11 protein-coding genes are annotated in these 16,088 nt (G+C 66.7%); 5 read left to right on the top strand and 6 right to left on the bottom strand.

Features of this window, described 5'->3' with window-relative positions; genetic code table 11:
• Positions 1-46: 46 nt before the first annotated feature.
• The 5 genes from ABMY26_RS30590 to ABMY26_RS30570 all read right to left on the bottom strand — a co-directional run bounded on the left by ABMY26_RS30590 (position 47) and on the right by ABMY26_RS30570 (position 8,502).
• A complete protein-coding gene (locus ABMY26_RS30590) occupies positions 47-2,566 on the bottom strand; it encodes a cellulase family glycosylhydrolase (protein WP_372399278.1) in 2,520 nt (839 codons plus the stop codon).
• Between the two features lie 220 nt (positions 2,567-2,786).
• Positions 2,787-3,752, bottom strand: a complete 966-nt coding sequence (locus ABMY26_RS30585) for a class I SAM-dependent methyltransferase (protein ID WP_372399277.1) — start codon at positions 3,750-3,752, stop codon at positions 2,787-2,789.
• Between the two features lie 126 nt (positions 3,753-3,878).
• Complete coding sequence (locus ABMY26_RS30580) at positions 3,879-5,171, bottom strand: endo-1,4-beta-xylanase (RefSeq protein ID WP_372399276.1); 1,293 nt, start codon at positions 5,169-5,171, stop codon at positions 3,879-3,881.
• 133 nt (positions 5,172-5,304) lie between these two features.
• A complete protein-coding gene (locus ABMY26_RS30575) occupies positions 5,305-7,662 on the bottom strand; it encodes a GumC family protein (protein WP_372399275.1) in 2,358 nt (785 codons plus the stop codon).
• 3 nt (positions 7,663-7,665) lie between these two features.
• Positions 7,666-8,502, bottom strand: a complete 837-nt coding sequence (locus tag ABMY26_RS30570; protein ID WP_372399274.1) for a WecB/TagA/CpsF family glycosyltransferase — start codon at positions 8,500-8,502, stop codon at positions 7,666-7,668.
• Positions 8,503-8,914: 412 nt separating this feature from the next.
• On the opposite strand from ABMY26_RS30570, the gene ABMY26_RS30565 reads away from it, so the two are divergent.
• The gene (locus ABMY26_RS30565) at positions 8,915-11,230 is read left to right on the top strand and encodes a helicase-related protein (protein WP_372399272.1); all 2,316 of its coding nucleotides are present in this window, start codon (positions 8,915-8,917) and stop codon (positions 11,228-11,230) included.
• Between the two features lie 34 nt (positions 11,231-11,264).
• Here ABMY26_RS30565 and gpmA read toward each other — a convergent pair whose 3' ends face one another.
• Entirely contained in the window at positions 11,265-12,011 is a 747-nt protein-coding gene (gene gpmA, locus ABMY26_RS30560) for a 2,3-diphosphoglycerate-dependent phosphoglycerate mutase (RefSeq protein WP_372399271.1), read from the bottom strand.
• A 264-nt stretch (positions 12,012-12,275) separates the two neighbouring features.
• On the opposite strand from gpmA, the gene ABMY26_RS30555 reads away from it, so the two are divergent.
• From ABMY26_RS30555 to ABMY26_RS30540, 4 genes are all read left to right on the top strand, one after another.
• Positions 12,276-12,764, top strand: coding sequence for a MarR family transcriptional regulator (locus ABMY26_RS30555; RefSeq protein ID WP_372399270.1), 489 nt, complete (start codon positions 12,276-12,278; stop codon positions 12,762-12,764).
• A 19-nt stretch (positions 12,765-12,783) separates the two neighbouring features.
• Positions 12,784-13,128, top strand: coding sequence for a hypothetical protein (locus ABMY26_RS30550; protein ID WP_372399269.1), 345 nt, complete (start codon positions 12,784-12,786; stop codon positions 13,126-13,128).
• Between the two features lie 495 nt (positions 13,129-13,623).
• Positions 13,624-13,788, top strand: a complete 165-nt coding sequence (locus tag ABMY26_RS30545; protein ID WP_372399268.1) for a hypothetical protein — start codon at positions 13,624-13,626, stop codon at positions 13,786-13,788.
• Between the two features lie 87 nt (positions 13,789-13,875).
• Positions 13,876-16,074: an ATP-binding protein gene (locus tag ABMY26_RS30540; RefSeq protein WP_372399267.1), complete on the top strand. Its 2,199-nt coding sequence runs from the start codon at positions 13,876-13,878 to the stop codon at positions 16,072-16,074.
• The last annotated feature ends 14 nt before the right edge of the window (positions 16,075-16,088 follow it).

Raw genomic sequence — 16,088 nt, 5'->3', positions numbered from 1 at the left:
ATGAATCGCCCGGTCGAACGATCCGGACCGGCAGGCCGCCGAACCGTCAGGCGGCATGCGCCAGGCTGGTGTCCGTGACGTGCAGTTCGTGGTAGTTGACGCCCAGCGTGGCATAGGACAGATCCGTCGCCAAGGCGTCGTGGCTGGCAACGGTGGCCGTCGACGGATCGCCGAGGGCGGCGGTATCGTTGGCGGCGTTCACCGTGTAGGACAGCAGGTCGGCCGAGCTGAGCGAGGCCGCGGCGGCCTTGGCGGCCGAAGCGTCGACGATCGTGCCGGTGCCGGTGGCGTCGGCGATGGTCGCGGCGGTCGGGTTGGAGATCTTCAGTCCGAAGGTTTCGTTGCCTTCCGCCACGCTGTCGCTCAGCACCTTGACCGTCACGGTCTTGGCGGTCTCGCCGGCGGCGAAGGTCAGCTTGCCGCTGGTCGCGGTGTAGTCCGAACCGGCCTTGGCCGTGCCGTCAACCGTGGCATAATCCACCGTGACCGCGCTGCTGGAGGCCGCCGACAGCTTCACCGTGAAGGTGGCATTGACGGTGTTCGGGGTGGTGGAGCCGTTGTCGGTGTCGAAGACGGCGCCGCCCATGGCGGTTTTGAAGATATCGACCTTGGCCTGGTTGACGGTCTTGTAGTCGTCCATCAGCACGCCGCCGACGTCGCCCGATTCCGGCGTCCAGGCCCAGAAGGTCCAGCTCATGCCCTTGTCGCCGGCCGCGATGTCGCTCTTGCCGTCCAGGTTCCAGTCGCCGTTCAGGTACTTGGCCAGGGACTTGCCCCAGGTCTGCTCGGCCGAGCTGTTGAACAGGCCGCCCCATTCGCCCAGCAGGATCGGCGCGGTGTTGTTCTTGTACAGGTAGCCCCACATGCTGTCATACTGGGCCGGCAGATTGTTCGGGTAGTTCGGATCCTGCAGCCAGGAGAAGTTGTAGACGCTCTGGCCGTAGGCGTGCGGCGAATAGACCAGCTTGTTGGGGACGTCGAACTCGATCGGGCGGGACTGCGCGCCGGCCAGCGTGCTGCTCCATTCCGTGCCTTCGACGAACAGCAGCCAGTCTTTGTTGACCGTCTGGATGGCGTTGCCGATACGCTCGGCCGCGGACGCCCAGTCGGTGGCGGCGCTGCCGCCCCAGGTGGCGGTGACGCTCGGCTCGTTGTGCAGGTCGGCGCCGATGACGGTCTCGTTGCCGGCATAATGCTTGGCCAGCATCTTCCAGTTCTCGATCACCGTCGATTCCGGATGCTTGTCCGTGTACCACAGGCCATGCTCGTTGGTGCCGGCGCCACCGTCGTTGCGGTGGTGGTCCAGGATGACTTTCATGCCGAGCTTGCCGGCATAGTCGATGACCTTGTCATAGACCTGCAGGCGGGTGAGGCCCATCAGGTCCGGGTTCTTCGAATAGTCGATGCCGTTGGTCACCGCCGCGCTGTCGAACATCTCGTCCGACATGGTCAGGCGGATGACGTTGAAGCCAACCGACTTCATCTTTTCCAGGTGTCCCTGGTAGCTGTCGGCCCACAGGCCGGCGGGCACGTAATTGTAGCCTTCGCCGCCGAACCAGTTCACGCCGGTCAGCCGGACGGTGTTGCCGGCCTCGTCGACGATCTGGTTGCCTTCGGTGTGCAGGAAGCCCTGGATGCCGCCGGTCGACTTGGTTCCGGTCGGCTCGGTCACCGTCACGTCGCTGACCGACAGGGTCGGCTTGGTCGCAGGCGTGGTCGGGGTGGAGGTGCCGCCGGCGAACCATGACTTGTCGGCCTTTACCTCCATGGTGCCGTTCCACCAAATCCCCTGCTGGCCGGCGACAATGTCCTTGCCGTCCAGTGCACCCTTGTCGATCGTCACGATGCTGTCGGTGGGGGCGACGGCATGGCCGCCGATGGTGATCTTGTTGACGTACAGGTTGCGGTCGACGCCATTGATCACGGCGTCGTTATCGTACTGGATCTGGACCTTATGGGCGGCATCGGCGCTGACGTTGGCGTTGAAGGTGAAATCCTTCGCCGCGGTGCCCGCGGTGGCTTCGCCGATGACCTTGCCGTCGACCAGCACCTTGAAATGGGCGTTTACGCCGCCGGCCGCATTGCCATGGGCGTTCACGACGATCGGCGTGCCGCCGGTGGTCGGGGTCGTCGGGGTGGTGGGGGTGGTCGGGGTCCCGGTGGCGCCGGCGAACATGTCCTTCGACATGTTGAAGTCGAGCGAGCCGCTCCAGGACAGGATTTCGCGGCCGGACAGCGTGCCCTGGCCCTCGGCGTCGTAGGAAACCGCAGAGTTGGTGGAAGCGACGGTCTTGCCGTTCACTTCGACGGATTTGACGATGAGATCGCGGTACATGCCGGACTTGTCGGTTGCCAGCCAGTCGTTGTCGTAGACGATCTGAATTTTGTGCGCGACGTCGGGAGCCACCTTGGTGGTGAAGCTGAAACGACCCGCGCTGGTGGAATTGACCGTCGCCTGGCCGACGGCGACGCCATCGACGAGGAACTTGAAGTGCGGCCAGACTCCTCCGGCAGCCACACCCGAGGCATTGACGACGAAGGTCGTATCGACGGGGTTCGTTGCCATTGGAAGTATCCTCTTTTCCGTGTTTCGCTGGAGCCCAGACTGGCCGGAAAAGGTTAACGAGCTATTTCAAATTTTAGGGAAATGCGTCTCTAATGCCACTATCGCTTGTGAAAAGAAAGAGACACGAAAAACCCCTTTGCCGATGCTTTGCAGCAACAAAGGGGCGGGGTTCGATGCTAGTTCTTTGATTTTTCGCTATAATTTAGAAGGGGAAGGTGCGTCAGGCAGGCTTGTGAGCGACCACGAACACCTCGGGGCGGAACATGTAGAGCTGACCTACCCTTCCGAGCTTGCGATTTAGGGTTAACGGCAGCCGTCCCAAAAATGTCTCCACCGCTCGCATGTAGCCAAAATAGGCACGGCTGGCGAAATGCAGGTTCAGGCGGCGGCGCACCGCCATCGGCACGACATAGACGGCTTCGACCTTGCCGAAGCCGGCGTCCCGCAACAATGCAGCCGTCTCGCCATAGTCGTATTCGCGCAGATGCATGCAAACCGGTTCCTGCAGTCCGAACACCTCCGACAGATCCATTGGGCCGGCGTATTTGTGCGGCATGCTCAGGACATATTTGCCGCCCGGCTTCAGGATGGTCCGGACATTCTCCATATGGGTGGCGACATCGTCGGGATGCATGTGCTCGACGACGTGGGTGGAGATCACGCTGTCATAGCGCCCGGCCTGCTCGAAGCGGGCAAGGTTCACACCATCGCAGCATCGCCAGGAGATGTTGGAATCCTGTTCGATCCATCCGGCGCCGCGTTCGCGCGTCACCTCGGTGGCGACGCAGCGGTAGCCGTGGCGGGCGAGGTAGCGGAGCAACCGCGCCTTGCCCGATCCGACCTCGTAGACGTCCTGCGGTCCGCCCAGCACTGTCAGGAAATGGCGGAAGTCCAGATCGTCGTCGCGGGTATGGGCATCGTCCTCGGCCTCGTTAAGCCAGGGGCAATTGGTGTAGAGCGTGGTGTATGCCTTCTCGAAAACGTCCCAGCGTTCGTCGGGCCTGCTATCCAGCAACTCGCGGGCAAGGCGCCTTTCCAGATCCCAGTGCCTCCGCACCATATCGGCGGTCAGCGGATAGGACGGCGAAAGGTGGAATTTCCGCCGGTACCGATCGACGAGGGCGTCATCCTCCACGCGATCGACGGGCAGGCGATCCAGTGGCAACGTATCGGCTGTGTTCTGCACGATCGACCTCTCCATCAGGGGGGTGCCGGACGCATTCCGGGACTCTAGACGGGAGTCCGGGCGGAAGCGCGGGGGCGAAGGGGAAAGCGGGCGGGGCTATCGGATGGCGATGTCGCCATGAAGGGCTTACCCCGCCCGGGCCTTGCCGGTGCGGGACTTGTCGCGCAGCGTATCGACCGCTGCGGCATAGAGCGGCAGCGGCCGCGACTGAGCGTCATAGGGGGACGGGTGGGGGGACAGCGCCGGATGCTCGCGCGCGATGAAGTTCAGGTCGGAGCGCAGATGCCACCAGCACAGCTCCTCCAGCCGGGAATTGTCCAGCACGTCGGCGAGATAGCGGCGGGCCAGCAGGGCCAAGGTCCGGTCCTTCTCGGCCCGCGACCAGGAACCCGGCAGGCGCGTCTCGTCCACGTCCATCTCGGTCAGGTGGACGGTGAGGCCCAGCTTGTCGACGGCGCGCAGGAAAACGCGCATGCCGGCGCTGTCGTAGGGCTTGCCGCCGATCAGATGGCTCTGCAGCCCGATGCCATGGATCGGCACGCCGCGCTTCACCGCCCCGGTCAGCCAGTCCAGCAGATAGGCACGCTTGCGCTGCTGCCAGCCCTCGTCGATCTCGATGCCGAACTCGTTCAGCACCAGCCGGGCCTTTGGGAAGGCAGCATGGACATGGTGGAAGAAGGGGTCGAGCCATTCCGGGCCCTTCTCCGCCCCGCCGGCCGCGACCCACCACATGCCGCGGCGGAAACCGTAGCGGTCCTGCTCGCGCGGGTGGCTGTCGACGGTTTCCCAGAAGAAGACCTCGTTGGCGACGTCGATGCGGTAGAAGATGTCGCCGTAGCGCTGCCTGACCGCCTCGACCACGCCGGTGAAGCGGGGCCAGACATTCTCCGCACTCAACGTGCCCTCGGGCGAGAAATAGGCGTCCTCGTCGATGCCCAGCTCAGCCTGCCTGCCTGCCGGAAGCTTCATGTAGGGCGGCATGCCCATATGCTGCCAGATGATCGTGTGCCAGTTCGGCATGGCGCCGATGGAGCGGGCCAGCTCCACCGCCGCGTCGAAGCGGCGCCAGTCGTAATTGCCCTCGCTATGCTGGAAGACCCCCCATTTCCCGCCATTTTCCGGCGTGACGACATCGCATTCGCGCGCCATCAGCCGGTCGAGCGTCGGGTCCTCCGGCTCGATGAAATGGTCGCGCGCGGCGCCGTGGCGGATGCCCAGCGCACGGCAGGCCGCGCGCAGCGTCACCGCAGGCTCGGCCGCGTCCGGTTGGGGGGCCGCTGCTTCGGCGGGTGCCGGGCCGGTGGCGCCGCGGCAACTCGCCAGCACCGCGCCGGCGGCGACCGTCCATAGCAGCTCGCGCCGGGTCGGCCGCAAGTCGGGCAGCCAGGAGGGCAGGCGGGGCTTCGGAAGCGTGATCATAGAAAGGGGGCTCTCTTCTGGTCGCGGGTTCCGGTCGTGAAAGGTTCCGGTCGTGAGAAAGGCCCTTCCCCCCGGATGCCGGGGCGTTCCGGAGGGAAGGGGCTCGAAGTGGAAGGAGCTTGGTCCCGGCCGCTTACGGCGCAGTCCGCAGCGTGGTGTCGCCGTAGTATTTCTTGGTCGCCATGTAGCTGTTGTAGGGGCCCTGGTAGCCGCGGGAGGCCGCCTTCTTCAGGTTCACGTCGGTCATCACCGCGACGAACTTGGAGTGATCGATGGGGCCGAGGTCGGCGACCGCCTGAAGGTCGCTGGCCGTGGTGTGGCCCCAGCGGCTGACGAACAGAACCTTGGACGCGGCGCCGCAGACGATGCGCGCATCCGACACGGCGAGCGCCGGGGCGGTGTCGAACACCACGAGGTCGAAGTGCGGCGACAGGCCGGCCATCAGGTGGATCAGGCCGTCGACGTTGAAACGGTCCAGCGTCTCCGGCATCAGGCGGCCGGCGGGGATCATGGCGAAGGGCGCGTCCTCGCTGCTGTGCACGATCTCGTCCAGGGTGGCGGTGCCGGAGATCCAGTCCGACAGGCCCTTCTTGGCCGACAGGTTGAACAGGCCGTCGATGCGCGACCGGCGGAAGTCGGTGTCGACCACCACCACCCGGCGGCCGGCCTGCGCCGCGACCTGGGCGACGGCGAGGCTCATCGAGGTCTTGCCGTCCTGCGGGCGGGCCGAGGTGACGGCGATGGAGCCGACCGGACCCAGATCCGCCAGATGGTTGCGGAACAGGGCGCGCATCGATTCCGAGAACAGCGAGAAGGGATGGTTCTGGAAGATCTGGTCGAGGCGGCCGCGCGACCCGCGGGTCGAGTGGTGCGGGACGATGTGGACCGTGCCGACGCCCAGGATGCGGCGCACGGCGTCCGGGGTGCGGATGCGGCGCTGGAACAGCTCGATGCCGAAGACGATGAAGATGGCGGTGGCGAGCGAGGCGACGAAGCCGGCCAGCAGCAGCAGCAGGCGGAACGGACCCGACGGCTCATGCGGAACCTGCGGTGCCGACACCAGCTTGACCGCGGTCGGGAAGGCGCGGTTGTCCTGCTGGGCCTGCACCTCTTCCAGACGGCCGAGCAGGCTGTCCAGGAGCTGGCGCTTGGCCTGGGCCTCGGCCTCCAGCGTGCGCAGCGGCACCGCTTCCTCGGTCATGGTCTGATAGCCGGCTTCCAGCTTGGCGATCATCGACTTCAGGGCGTTTTCCTGCTCGATGGCGACGTTGGCCGCCTCGCGGACGCCGCCGATCTCGTGGCGGACCTCCTGCTGCAGCGAGGAATTCGCCTCGTTCAGGCGGGCCTGCAGTTCCTGGATGCGCGGGTGCTTCGGGCCGTACTGGCGCGACAGCTGGGCCAGCTCGGTGGAGATGGCGGCGACGGTGGCGCGCAGCTGGGCAACCACGGGCGAGGCGAGGCTGCCGCCGTTGCCGCCGCTGCGTTCCAGCGTCTGGGCCTGGGCGACGGCACGGGCGCGGGTGGCCGCGGCCTCGGCCAACCGCAGGCGGGCCTGTTCCAGCTCGGTGGTGGCCATCAGGCCGTTGGTGCCGTTCTTGACCAGGCCGGCCTTGAAGCGCACGGCGTCGACCTTGGTGTCGGCGGCGGCCACTTCCTTGCGCAGGGTGCCGATGCGGTCCTCCAGCCAGGCGACGGCGCTGGTGGACAGGTCGCGGTCCATCTGCTGGCGGGTTTCCATGTACCGGCGGACGACGGTGTCGACCACCTTCTGGGCGATCTCCGGCTCACGCGCGGTGTAGCGGACCTGGATCACCCGCGACCGGCCGACGACCCCGACCTCGAGGTTGCGGCGGACGCGGTCCAGCACGCCGTCGATGCTGTCGGCGGCGCGGGTTTCGCGCAGCTGCGTGTCCTTGGTCATGTCGTCGCCATGGGCCAGCACCGCCTGCACTACGCCTGGCAGTTCGGGGCCGAACACCGCATGGGCCTGTACCCGCGTCCAGGCGGTGGCGCGCTCGACGAAGGGCTTGGTCTCGTCGGCCTGCGGCGGCGGGTTGAATTCCAGGTTGCTGGCCAGCTTCAGGTCGGCGACGGCCTGGGACAGCACGGCGGTCGATTTCAGGATCTCGATCTCGCTGAGGATCGCACCATCCTCCGGCGTGATGGAGTTCAGCGCCTGATCCTCCGCGCGCACCACGCGGACCTGCCGGTTGTCGACCAGCAGCAGGGCTTCGGATGTGTATTTGTCCTTCATCAGCGAGACGCCGAAGGCCGACATCGCGGTCAGCGCCAGCACGATGGTGGCGATCAGCATCTTGTGCGCAGCCAGAACCCGCAGGATGAACCGAAAGTCGGGCCCCATCGCCGGAGCCGGCCCGTCGAACTCGCGCGGCGCATGGTGGCCGACCTGGGTTGGCCATGCCGGAGCCGGCAGCCCCCCATGGCTTCCAGGGCCATGGCCACCGTTGTTGATCTGGGGAAGGTTTTCCACGTCTCAAAGCTCCTTCTGGATAGGCGACCGCCGGATCGGGGACGAGGTCGGGGACGGGGCGATCCGGGTGGGACCGGGCGCTGCGGGGCCGGCCCCGCGGGTGCGGAGGGATGCGGCACGGCGTAGGCGAATGGTGCTCCAGGCGAAGCCGAAGGCACCGATGCAATAGCGGCGGAACAGGCGCCGGGGCTCCTGCGCAAGACGGAAGGCCCATTCCAGGCCGGACCGCTGGACCGCCTCCGGGGCGCGCTTGAAGCGGCCGGCCAGGAAATCGACGATGGCGCCGCCGTTGACGATCAGGACCGGATGGTCGAGCGAGCGCTTCAGCCGGGCAGCCACCTCCTCTTGCCTGGGCATGCCCATCGCGAGCAGGATCAGGTCGGGACGGGTGGCCCGGGCCTGGGCAATGTAATGCTCGACCGGGTGGAAGCCGTGCTGCAGGTCGCGGTAGCGGTGCGGCGTGGCGGCTTCCAGCACCACGCGGGCACGGTCCAGCCAGGGGGTGGCGGTGCCGTAGATCGCGACGTTGCGGGCCGGGAGCGATCGCAGCAGCAGCGGAATGAAATCGGTGCCGTTCATGTTCATGCCTGCCGGTATACCCAGCACCGGCATGACCGCCTGCAAGCCGATCCCGTCGCGCAGCAGGATGTCCGACGCACCGAAGGCGGCCAGCGCCGCGTCGGAGTCCATGCAGACGTTCAGGCCATGCGCGTTCAGGAAGGACAGCACCGTCGGACGGTCCACCGTCCCCAGCCGTTCGACCAGGGACCGGCGCTCGCCGTCGTTCGAAATGCACCGCATGCGCTCGATCAGTTCCAGGACCTCACGAGGGTTCGGCATGCGCATCTCCCGAAATGATTGATCGAATGAGGAACATCGGCAGACCCCGCGACCGATCCCGCAGCCGGTTTGGCGACCGGCCCGGCGCAGCCTTATGCGACGGACGGCGGCTAACCCGTTGGAGACGGGACGTCGAACCTGCGTGGCTCTATGTGGCCGGTCATCCCCCCTTTTCGCACGGGCGAGATCGGCGAAGCGGCGACGGATTCGAATTAGCCCGGCCTCGCTCCGGCGGGGGATTCGGCTTGCCGAATCGTACGGTTCGACCCATAAAGAAGGACCTTGGCCATAAAGAGAGATCCTGGCGCTCTATGGCTGTTGTCGGGAAAGCGTATCCGGGCCGGCCGCTCCGCACAGGCCGTCAGACCGATGTGCTTGCAATGACCAGGGCATTTCCAAGAAAAGAACAGTCATGACCGACGATACCCCCGACACCTCCCGTCCGGGCCGCACCCCCGGCACGGCCGATGAATTCGACCGCCGCGACGCCTTGCGCGCGGTGGCGGCCGTGGTTCGCGGCGACGGCATCGATGTGGATTCCGACAGCACCCCGGCGCGCTGGTCGGTGGCGGCCACCCATGTCGTCGCGATCCCCGGCACCGACCGGAAGCTGAAGCTGCGTTTCAAGGTGGCGATCGGCCCGCTGCCGGACATCGAGGCCGACCTGTGGGGCCTGCTGACCATCGAAGAGGGGTTCGGCCGGCCGCAGGCACGGGCACTCGGCAAACGGGTGAAGGGCGCCTGTCTGTCCTCCCCTGCCATCGAGAAGGCGAAGGCGCGCATCGACGCCTGGTTTGCCTCGATGGCGCAGCGGGCGGCCGGATTCGGCGAGTCCTGGCGGCCGAAGGGCTTCGCCGACGAACTGGGCCGCGTCGTCGGCTTCGGCGGACGCATTCCGCGCCTGCAGACCCTGCTGGACGCGCTGGAGGAATCCTTCTCCACCGCCGCGGCCCGCTCCGGCCTGAAGGTGCGGCGGGAGCGGCTGGAGAACGCTTCCGGCATGGGCGTCTATCTGGACAGCTTCGCCACCGCCCGCGCGATGATCCGCAAGCTGCGGCTGTTCGTCGGCCCGACCAACTCGGGCAAGACCCATGCCGCCATGGACCGGCTGGCGGAGACGGAGAGCGGCTGCTACCTGGCGCCGCTGCGCCTGCTGGCGCTGGAAGGGCAGGAGGCGCTGGAGACGCGCGGCCGGCCCTGCAGCCTCGTCACCGGCGAGGAGCGCGACGTGCGGCCGGGGGCGGCCTTCACCTCCTCCACCATCGAGATGGTGAACACCGTCAAGGTGTGGGGTGCCTGCGTCATCGACGAGATCCAGATGATCGGCGACCACGACCGCGGCTGGGCCTGGACCCAGGCGGTGGCCGGCGTGGCTGCGCCCGAGATCCTTATGACCGGCTCGGCCGACGCCATCCCCTACGTCAAGCGTCTGGCCGACGCCCTGGGCGAGGAGCTGGAGGTCGTCGAGTTCACCCGCAAGTCGCCGCTGCGCGTGCAGGAAGAGCGGGTGAAACTGTCGGAGGTGAAGTCCGGCGACGCGCTGATCGCCTTCTCGCGCAAGGACGTGATGGCGCTGCGCCACGATCTTCTGGGGCGCAACCACAATGTCGCGGTGATCTACGGCGCCCTGTCGCCGGAGGTTCGCCGGGCCGAGGCCCGCCGCTTCCGCGAGGGCACCGCCGACGTTCTGGTGGCGACCGACGCCATCGGCATGGGGTTGAACCTGCCGGTCGCCCGCGTCGTGCTGTCCACCACCCGCAAATATGACGGGCGGGAAGAGCGTGAGTTGAACCCGTCGGAGATCCGCCAGATCGGCGGCCGGGCCGGCCGCTTCGGCATGCATGAGGAAGGCCGCGTCGCCGTGCTGGAAGGCGAGAGCATCAACCCGGTGCGCCGGGCGCTGACCTCGCCGCCGGTGCCGCCGGAAGACCCGCGCTCGTGGATTTCGCCCAACCTCAGCCATGTCGAGGCGATCGCGCGGGAACTGGAGACCGACAGCCTCGCCAAGGTCCTGCGCACGGCGGGGCAGGAGTTGCTGCGCGCCAACCAGACCTTCCGCATGACCGACCTGGAGCAGCGGATCCAGGCGGCCACCGCGGTCGACCGCGCCAGGCTGCCGCTTGCCGAACGCGACATGCTGGCCCGCTGCCCGATCGACACCCGCGACCAGAACAACCTGCGCCTGCTGGGCGGCTGGGCGACCAACCAGGGCAGGGGCATTCCCAACGCCGCCCCCGACGCGGCGGAGCGGTTCCGCCATCATGTCGGGACCGACGTCGAGCTGGAGAAGGCCGAGCGCGCGGTGAAGGAGCTGACCGCTTACGCCTGGCTGGCCTACCGCTTTCCCGATGCCTATCCCGAGATGGATTTATGCCAGGAGCGCCGCGCGCACCTGAACGCGTTCATCGAGCGCACGCTTGCCGAGCGCTCGCTGGCCCGGGCCTGCCCGGTCTGCGGGGCCCGGCTCAAGGCCAACCACCGTTTCCGCGTCTGCGACAGTTGCTATGGCAGCCGTGTCGAGCACCGCCGCGACGGCCACCGCGATGGCCGCCGAGGCCCGCCGGACCGGACCGGCGGCAGCGTTCCCGCCCCTGCCCCTGCCCATGGGGGCGGCACTGCCGATGCGAACGGCAAGGCCGCCGGCCATCCCCACCAGTTCCACCATCCGGTGGGCAAGGATGGCCGGAAAGCCGGTCCCCCGAACCGGGCACGGGGGCGGAGGCCTTAGGCGGTCGCTCCGGACGGGGCACCGGCAGCGGGCGTCATGCTGCCGCGCTGCCCTCCCGGTTCGGCCAGGTGATTTCCTCGACCGTGCCGCCGTCGCCAAGGAAATAGCGGCGCAGCGGCGTCAGGTCCGCGCCCAGCTCGTAGACGAGCGGCCTGCCGGTCGGAATCTCGAACAGCGGAATGTCCCGGTCGGCAACGTCGTCCAGATGCTTGACCAGTCCCCGCAGGCTGTTGCCGTGCGCCGACACCAGCACCCTCGCGCCCAGCCGCAGGGCCGGGCTGATCGCCTCGGTCCAGAAGGGGATGACGCGGTCGGTGGTGTCCTTCAGGCTTTCGCCGCGAGGCAGGTTCGCTTTGGCGATGCCGGCGTAACGCCGGTCGGAGACGGCCGACCGCGGCTCGTCCGGTTCGATGGGTGGCGGCGGCACGTTCCAGCTGCGCCGCCATTGGAACACCTGCTCGGCGCCGTGCCGCTCCGCCGTTTCCGCCTTGTTCAGGCCCTGCAGCGCACCGTAATGGCGCTCGTTCAGCCGCCAATGCTTGTGCACCGGCAGCCACAGCCGGTCCATGTCGCGCAGGACGAGGTGCAACGTCTCGATGGCGCGGCTCAGCACCGAGGTGAACGCAACGTCGACGTCGATACCGGCATCCTTCAGCAGACCGGCCGCCTCGCGGGCTTCGGCGATGCCGCGGTCGGTCAGGCCGACATCGGTCCATCCGGTGAAGCGGTCTTCCGCATTCCAACGGCTTTGGCCGTGGCGCAGCAGGATCAGTCGATGCATGGCGTGAGCTCCAGGAGGCGGGCGCATCCGGCTTGAAACGCCGGCGCAATCCGCAGGTTCCCGCGACCGTTCGCCGCAACCGTCCGGCCGTCACAGTGGTATCGGGTAGGCAGCAGGCGGTTTCAGTCCGATTTCATGATTGCTTCCGGAGACACCAATTATGTCAGCGGCGAAATCGAGACGACATACTCGGACAATAATCGTGCGGTACGGTCACCCCATCTGAAATTGCCGGGCCAATGGGCCTACGAAATGGAGGGGAAAATGGCGGAAGTGTCCATAGGCTCGCAACATCCCTCGCAGGCGGCCGCCGGACTCCACGTGCCGCATCCGGGTCTTGCCGCCAACCCTTCCGCCAATCCTGCCGTCCTCCGGCCTCAACCCGGAGCGGGGGAGGGGGCTGCCGTGAATGGTTCGGCCCACTCCGATTATCGCACCAGCCACCTTACAACCTTGCGTACCGAGGCCACGATGCTGCATCATCATGACGTCATCTCCAGAGCCGTGTCGACCGACCGCGAGATCACTCTGGAGGCGCTTCGTGTGTTCACCTATCTGAGCCGGAGGCTCCATTTCGATCGCTCCGTTCCGGTGCTGCAGTCCGAACTGGCTGACGCGCTGGGCATGCAGCGGCCCAATGTGAACCGGGCCATCAAGCTGCTGGAAACCAAGCAGATCCTGCTGCGGGAATCCAAATTGGGGCGCGCGATCACGTTCCGGCTGAACCCGGGACTGGAGGGCAGCCGGGCCTGAGTATTTTGCCAGGGATGGAATGATCGTCGAGACCCGTGAGTTGTTCTTCACCAATTCCGCCCTGAAAAAAGCCATCGCCTGGTATCAGAAGGCCGCCAACCAGACGGACTTGCCGCTGGGTGTCGTCACCGGGGTGTTGCCCAAGCCCGATGGCGGCCTGTCCGTGCAAATCCAGCAGAGCGGCGCGTCCAGGTCTCGCGAGGTCGTTTTCACGCCCAGCAAGACGCTTGCGCTGCTGCTGCTGTTCTGCCGGCGCCAGAAGGTTCCGATTCCCCGCGATGCGGGGAAGGAATTGGAGGCCGTCGACGATGGCCTGATCCTGATCGTGCGTGGCGAGACGGCAACCTCGGCCCCGCCGCACTGACCGGTCGACCCGACCTGCGGCCGTTCTTCCCGATCGATCCCGTGCCGCCGCGCATTCCGCGCGAGCGGTCGTTTTGCCATGTCCGAAGCGTGACGTTGCGATTGCCGGTGCTTTCGCCGTTCAACGGCAGGAGCCGTTCGGGGAGGGGACGCGCCCAACCCGACGGCTATGGCGCTCATCATCATCATTCTGATTTCCCAGGACCATTTGCGCCTCCTGCCTTGAAATGTCCGCGCCGCCATTTGCTGGACTAGAAATTTCATAAAATGTGCATTGATCAATTATTTCACCAAAATGAGAATTAATATTCTCTCGCCATACTGATCAAATGGGTGGGTACTGTATGAGTATAGTCATAGTCGCCAAGGTTGATCGCGCAGTTCCTCTTGTCGTGCTATTGTCTCGATCGTAAAGCGATCTAATATTTTCTACCGGAAGCCTTCGCCAAATGGATGGGACTGCATTGCCTTCTGGCTTGGGCACTCGGATAAGGAAATGCTGCGCCAGATGCATTCGTTCGGTTTCGGCTGGACGAACTGCTGCAATCCGATCCGGTTCATCGCCAAGGATGCCATCCTGATGCCCATCAGACTTCCGTTGCCGCCTTTCTCGACGGAATCCGGCCGTCCTGGGCAGCCGGTTCGTTCAACGCCGACCTGATCAGGGCCGATGTCTTCGCTTTTTCATGCTGCCTCGCTTCACCGGCGCGCTTCCACCCTGCTTCGCACGGCCACGGCCTCCTCCCGGGTGCCGCTCACCGTTCTATGCGCGGCACTGGCTCTGCTGGGCAGCATCTCCTGGGTGGCGGTCACCATCCTCGATTATCGCGACACGCTCGAACGCTCCGAAGAGACTGTGCGGCAGGCGGTGAGCCTGCTCGACGGCCATGCCAGCGGCGTGTTGGAGCCCGGCGTCATCCTCCTGCAACAGGTCGCCGACCGCATGGATGGCCGCGGCCTGGGGGCATGGGCGGAGCGCAGCCTGGTGGAAGCGATGGCGGTGGAGCGGTTCGGCCGCATGACCGTGCTCGACGCGAACGGGATACTGCGGTTCGGTGCCTCCGTCGCGGTCGAGGGGCCGGACGGAGGCGGGCCGATGGCGCTTGCCCGCGCCCTCCCGTCAGAGGAGGAGCATGCGATCCAGGCAGCCTTCGGCCACATGGCAGGCCAACCCTCGATCCTTCTCGCTCGCCGCATCCACGATGTCGCTGGCGTTTTCGATGGTGTCGTCCTGGTCGCGGTGCCGGTGTCGTCGCTGATGCCGGCGCTGAACGCCCTTGGTGACGGGATGCAGCGGTCGGTTGGGCTGTTCCGTCCCGACGGCATGCGGCTGGTCGGGTTCGGTACCGTTGCGCTCGGCATGCTGCCGCCATTGGCGCCGGGGGCGGAGCGGCTGGAGGCGGAATGGACGGTTGACGGCCGGCCTTCCATGCTGGGGCTGAGCCGCATGATTCGCATGCCGGTCCTGTCGGCGGTGGCGATTCCGCGGGCGGTGGTCCTCGACCCCTGGCATGTCCGGCTGGAACGCGGGCTTGTGGTGATGGCGGCCGGTGTTGCTGCATTGGTCGGGCTGTCCCTGTTGGGGGTGGCCGGCCTGCGCCGGGAAACTTCGGCACGCCGCCGGCTGGCCGACGCTAACGGACAGCTTGAACAGGCGAACGCCCGGTTGGAGCAGCGGGTGGAGGAACGGACCGCCGAGCTCAGCGCCGCCAACCTGCAGCTGAGCCGTGCGCTGGCGGAGAAGGAGAGGGCCAATCAGGCGAAGGGCCGCTTCCTGTCGGCGGCAAACCATGATTTGCGCCAGCCTTTCCAGGCGTTACGACTGTTCCATCACATCCTGACGGAACGTCTGGCCGACACGCGCGACCGCGCCATCGCCGAGAAGATGGGCGAGGCGCTCGATGCCGGAGAGAAGCTTCTGCACGCCTTGCTGGAAGTGGCGACACTGGATGCGGGTGTGGTCCGCCCGCAGCTGGCCGATGTGCCGGTACCGGTCGTGTTCGACGATCTCCTGGCGGAATTCCGTGGGCCGGCAGTGGAAAAAGGCTTGCAGTTGCGTGCCATGCCCAGCCGGATTGTCGTCCGCACCGACCGGGCGTTGCTGACCCGCATGCTTGGCGATCTGGTGCGAAACGCCATCCGTTTCACCGATGCCGGCCGCGTCACCATCGGCTGCCGCCGCCGGGGGCATTCGCTGCGCATCGAGATCTGGGACACGGGGACCGGCATTCCGGCCGAACAGCTCGACAACATCTTCGAGGACTTCGTCCAGCTCGGCAACCCGGAGCGGGATCGCCGCCAAGGACTTGGCCTTGGTCTTGCCAAGGTGCGGCGCAAGGCTGCCCTGCTCGGCCATGCGGTGGAGGTGCGGTCGCATCAGGGCCGGGGGTCGGTCTTCGCCATCACCGTGCCGACGGTGGAAACCGAGCGCCCGCCTGCCCCGCCGCCGGTGCCGGCAGCCGCCTGCGTCACGACCGGCGGCCGGCTGATCCTGGTGGTGGAGGACGATCCGGTCCAGCGCGACGCCATGCGCCTGCTGCTGGAAAGTTGGGGCCACAGGGTCATTGAGGCCACCGACGGCGAAGCTGCGCTGGCGCTGGTCGGCGGTGCCGTCCGGATGGGCGATGCCGGCCCGGCGGCTCCCCGGGAGGTCCTGGTTCCCGACATGATCGTCAGCGATTTCCGCCTGCCGGGCGGACTGACCGGCGTCCAGACCGTGACGAAGGTGGGTGAACGGCTGGGCCATGCCGTGGCCGGCCTGATCCTGACCGGCGATACCGCGCCGGAGCGCATCCGCGACGCGGTGGCCACAGGCTGCCGCCTGCTGCACAAGCCGGTGACGCCGGACGATCTGCGCGATGCCATCGCCTTGACCCTGGCTGAACAGCCGGGCATACGTGCCGCAATCGATGGTGGAAAGATTTTGGAGAACCAGCAGGCCACTTGAGTTAACCGTTTTTG

The organism is Azospirillum sp. HJ39 (assembly GCF_041507355.1).
GTDB lineage: Bacteria > Pseudomonadota > Alphaproteobacteria > Azospirillales > Azospirillaceae > Azospirillum > Azospirillum thiophilum.
The sequence above is the reverse complement of the archived record's forward strand: the minus strand, read 5'-3'. Positions and strand labels throughout refer to the sequence as shown.

What these genes read in the sequence shown, in the direction of transcription:
- ABMY26_RS30590 (WP_372399278.1), bottom strand. Translation starts at nt 2,566, where the DNA reads ATGGCAACGAACCCCGTCGATACGACCTTCGTCGTCAATGCCTCGGGT.
- ABMY26_RS30580 (WP_372399276.1), bottom strand. Translation starts at nt 5,171, where the DNA reads ATGATCACGCTTCCGAAGCCCCGCCTGCCCTCCTGGCTGCCCGACTTG.
- ABMY26_RS30570 (WP_372399274.1), bottom strand. Translation starts at nt 8,502, where the DNA reads ATGCCGAACCCTCGTGAGGTCCTGGAACTGATCGAGCGCATGCGGTGC.
- ABMY26_RS30565 (WP_372399272.1), top strand. Translation starts at nt 8,915, where the DNA reads ATGACCGACGATACCCCCGACACCTCCCGTCCGGGCCGCACCCCCGGC.
- gpmA (WP_372399271.1), bottom strand. Translation starts at nt 12,011, where the DNA reads ATGCATCGACTGATCCTGCTGCGCCACGGCCAAAGCCGTTGGAATGCG.
- ABMY26_RS30555 (WP_372399270.1), top strand. Translation starts at nt 12,276, where the DNA reads ATGGCGGAAGTGTCCATAGGCTCGCAACATCCCTCGCAGGCGGCCGCC.
- ABMY26_RS30550 (WP_372399269.1), top strand. Translation starts at nt 12,784, where the DNA reads ATGATCGTCGAGACCCGTGAGTTGTTCTTCACCAATTCCGCCCTGAAA.
- ABMY26_RS30545 (WP_372399268.1), top strand. Translation starts at nt 13,624, where the DNA reads ATGCTGCGCCAGATGCATTCGTTCGGTTTCGGCTGGACGAACTGCTGC.